This is a genomic window from Teichococcus aerofrigidensis (assembly GCF_054073225.1).
Genome location: NZ_JBSXMU010000192.1, coordinates 1 through 3,711 on the forward strand (window position 1 = coordinate 1; position 3,711 = coordinate 3,711).

The window sequence follows — 3,711 nt, forward strand, 5'->3', positions numbered from 1 at the left end:
TTCTCCCCGCGGCGAGCCGTAGCACCGTGCGCAGATCCTCGGCCAGCGCCTCGAAACACCCCGCCGCCCACCAGCGCTGGGCCTGCTGGTACACCGCGGCTGTAGACGCCGGGTGAATACTCCCCAGAGGTGCCGACGGAAAATTCCCCAGGTGACCTGACCGGCTGAGCTCCTGGATGGGGCGGTCGGCCGCCCCGATCGCCGATGCTGCCGCTGTCCTGTGGGAGGCGGCGCCGGTGATCCGACTGGGAGACGTCATCATGATCCTGGACCTGCAGGGCCTGTCGGTCTCCGCCATCGCGCGGCGGACAGGCTTCGACCGTAAGACGGTGCGCAAGCACATCGCGCGTGGCCTGGAGCCGCCGGCCTATGGACCCCGGGCACCGCGGACGATGCTGCTGGACCCGTTCGTGCCCTACCTGCGGGAGCGGGTGGCAGCCTTTCCAGACCTGACCGGCCGCCGCCTGCACCGCGAACTGCGCGAGCGGGGCTACACCGGCGGCTACACCCGGCTGACCGACCTGTTGCGCGACATCCGCCCGGTGGCGGCCCCTGGCTTCGAGCAGCGGTTCGAGACGTCGCCCGGCCGGCAGGCGCAGGTCGACTTCGCGCAGTTCCGCACCGAGTTCACCGGTGAGCCCGGGGTGGTGCGTATCGTCTGGCTGTTCTCGCTGGTGCTGGGGCACAGCCGCTGGCTTTGGGCGCGCTTTGTGCTGCACCAGGACCTGCCGACGGTGCTGCGCTGCCACCTGGCTGCCTTTGCGGCGATGGGTGGCGTGCCGGCGGAGATCCTCTACGACCGCATGCGCACCGCGGTCACCGGCGAGGATGCGGCGGAGGGCATCGCCTACAACCGCACCCTGCTGGCCTGTGCCCGCCACTACGGCTTCCTGCCCAAGGCCTGCCGTCCCTACCGGCCGCAGAGCAAGGGCAAGGTCGAGCGGCCGTTCCGCTACATCCGCGAGGACTTCTTCCTGGCGCGCAGCTTCTGCGACCTCGACGACCTGAATGCCCAGCTGCGGCAGTGGCTGGACGAGGTTGCCAATGTCCGGGTGCATGCCACCACGCGCCGGGTGGTCGCCGAGCACTTCGCCGAGGAGCAACCGCACCTGCAGCCGCTGCCGACAGGCCCCTTCCAGGCGACGCTGCGGCTGGAGCGGCGCATCACCCGCGACGGCATGGTCTCGGTGGATGGCAACCTCTACAGCGTGCCGGACAGCACCCGCCGCCGCCCGGTGGAGGTGCACCGGCTGGCCGATGCGGTGCAGATCTTTGAGGCGGGGCGGCTGGTCGCCAGCCATCCGGTGCTGGAGGGGCGCGGCCAGCGGCGGATTGCCGGTGGGCATCGCCGCCAGCGGCCGCCGGCCAACAGCACCACACCGCGCGAGGAGCTGCTCCTGCCAGCCCGCTCGGGTGAGGTGGTCTCCCGCCGGCCGCTGGAGTTCTACGCCGCCGTCGGACAACGCCTAGCCAACCAGGGCCTGCGGAAATGAGGGAGGAGCTGTCCGTCCCGCCGACCCTGGAGCGGCTGCGCCGCCACCTGATTGGCCTGCGCATGCCGCGTGCCCTGGAGATGCTCGACCATATGATGCGCCAGATCGAGCGTGGCAAGGTCGGCGCCCTGGAGGCGCTCGAGGCCTTGCTGGCCGAGGAACTGACGCTGCGCGAGAGCCGGCGGATCAAGGCGGCGCTGCAGATGGCGCGTCTCAGCACGGTCAAGACGCTGTCGACCTTCGACTTCTCGTTCCAGCCCTCGCTGGACCGGCATCGCATCCTGGCACTGGCGCAGCTCGACTTCATTGCCCACCACGAGGTGGTGCACCTGCTCGGGCCGCCCGGCACCGGCAAGAGCCACCTGGCCATCGCGCTCGGCGTCGAGGCGGTACGGGCCGGCCACAGCGTCTACTTCGCGACGCTGGCCGACATCGTCGCCGCGCTGGGCCGGGCCGAGCGGGAGGGCACCCTGCGGGAGCGGATCCGCTTTCTCTGCCGCGCGTCGCTGCTGATCGTGGATGAGATTGGCTACCTGCCGATCAGCGGCGGCAGCGGGAACCTGTTCTTCCAGTTGGTGAACGCCCGCTACGAGCGCGGCGCCATGATCCTGACCTCCAACCGCGGCTTTGCCGAATGGGGCGAGGTGTTCGGCGATCCGGTGGTGGCGACCGCGCTGCTCGACCGGCTGCTGCACCACGCGGTGGTCGTGTCGATCGAGGGCTCCAGCTACCGTCTGCGCCAGCACGCGGATCTGGTGCCGGACAGCCTGCGTCCTGCCGCCAGCACCCTCGTGCAGACCCCACCGCGGCGCCGGGGCAGACCGCCCAAGCCCAGAGGTGCCGATCCCAGCAACGGCTGATCTCCGCACCCAAGCTGGGGAACTTTACCTCGGCACTTCTGAGGACGATTCAGGCGGCGTTGACAAACGTTGATTCGTAGTATGGATCTTAGCGCAGGGCGAAAGCATGGCATTCGCTCTGCTTTCGCCTTTGACGTGATGAATCAAGCTATTCTCCGACATGGATTGTCACAGGGTAGCCAAGTGCTCGGAGCGCCTTAGAGGTACGGCCGTTCCTCGGTGGGAACTGGTCGGGGCGGGCCCATCCGATAAGCTCACCCAGCGCACTAATGCCCAGACCTTCAATCTTCCATTTCGGATCCTCGATACCCTGCCAGAGGCGCTCCGGCAGCTGGTCGGAAGGGCCGCCGTAGAGGATGTGGCGCAATAGGGCACGTACCCGCCCGCCGTCTGATCCTTGGTCGTTCCAGACGCGCGCGGCGAGCGCGTCGAGCTTCTGCGGGATGGTGTAGCGCGTGCCGTCGTCCGGCAGGTTGACCGCCTTGTTGCGCACCCGCCGAGAGTAATCGGTAATGGCGTGCACGCCGTTGCAGATGATGCGGAAGTCTGTTGCTGTCATCGCGGCGAGGCGTGGCTCGGCGAGCGCCGCCTGCAGCGACGGCGCGGTGACGTTGAGCATATGATGTTCGTTGCCTGGAGCCTTCGGCAGGCTACGCCACCAGGTGATAGCCTCGGAGAGTGCCGCATCGTGGCGTCCCTTGTTCTTCTCGTAGTGCGCCGGATAGTTGGCCTTCGCGCCTTCGAAGGTGCGCTGATAGTAGTAGGCATGCAGGAATTGGTCAGCTTGGGCGCCCGCCGGCGCAATGCTGTTCACCCAGCTCGGCCGGTTCTCCGGGCGGCTGACGGCCGCCCCGATATCGCGCAGCTGCTGCAGCGTTGCGTACCATTCCTCCAAAAAGGCCTGCCGCCGCTTTTGCGCGGCGCTTTTGGGGCTCGTTCGCACGAGGCCGGGCTAGGTGATGAGGCTGGAGTGCGCCCAGAAGCGCTTGGCATCGGGGCGCGCCTGATGGAGCTCGCGCGCCCGCCAGCGCATTTCGTCGACGAGCTCCTGCGTCAGCGGGGTGGCGTGCTGGTTCAGCGTGGCAAAGAGGGTGTGTAGCTCGCCCGCCATCTCGTCGGTGATCTCATCCTCCTCAAAGAAGCAGCCGGCCTCTATATTCTTGTGCCAAGCGCTGTCGGTTAGATTGGCCGAGCCGATATAGACACCGACGCCGCGCCGCCAGATAACTTTTGCATGGTGATACTGTACCAGCTTGCAGACGAAAGTTCCTGACTTGCGGCGCAGGAAAGCCTCTAGGGTTTGTTAGAGCCCGTTTGAGAATGCTCCGGGTGAGGTGTTTGTGCATCCTCGCGTGCCC

4 protein-coding genes are annotated in these 3,711 nt (G+C 67.5%); 2 read left to right on the forward strand and 2 right to left on the reverse strand.

The genetic code is table 11. The features are described 5' to 3' along the window. The first annotated feature begins 236 nt into the window (after positions 1-236). Positions 237-1,493, forward strand: a complete 1,257-nt coding sequence (gene istA, locus ACVMLK_RS20170; RefSeq protein ID WP_457487434.1) for an IS21 family transposase — start codon at positions 237-239, stop codon at positions 1,491-1,493. Beyond that, positions 1,490-2,353, forward strand: a complete 864-nt coding sequence (gene istB / locus ACVMLK_RS20175; protein ID WP_457487435.1) for an IS21-like element helper ATPase IstB — start codon at positions 1,490-1,492, stop codon at positions 2,351-2,353. Before istA ends, istB begins: the two co-directional genes overlap by 4 nt. Positions 2,354-2,501: 148 nt before the next feature. Here istB and ACVMLK_RS20180 read toward each other — a convergent pair whose 3' ends face one another. Beyond that, positions 2,502-3,296, reverse strand: a complete 795-nt coding sequence (locus ACVMLK_RS20180) for a hypothetical protein (RefSeq protein WP_457487436.1) — start codon at positions 3,294-3,296, stop codon at positions 2,502-2,504. A gap of 9 nt (positions 3,297-3,305) precedes the next feature. After that, positions 3,306-3,638 carry a phospholipase D-like domain-containing protein gene (locus tag ACVMLK_RS20185; RefSeq protein ID WP_457487437.1) on the reverse strand — a complete coding sequence of 111 codons (333 nt, stop codon included), beginning with the start codon at positions 3,636-3,638 and terminating at the stop codon, positions 3,306-3,308. Positions 3,639-3,711 lie beyond the last annotated feature (73 nt).

Bases quoted from the DNA above. Each gene is read 5' to 3' on its own strand.
- istB (WP_457487435.1), top strand. From the start codon at position 1,490: ATGAGGGAGGAGCTGTCCGTCCCGCCGACCCTGGAGCGGCTGCGCCGC.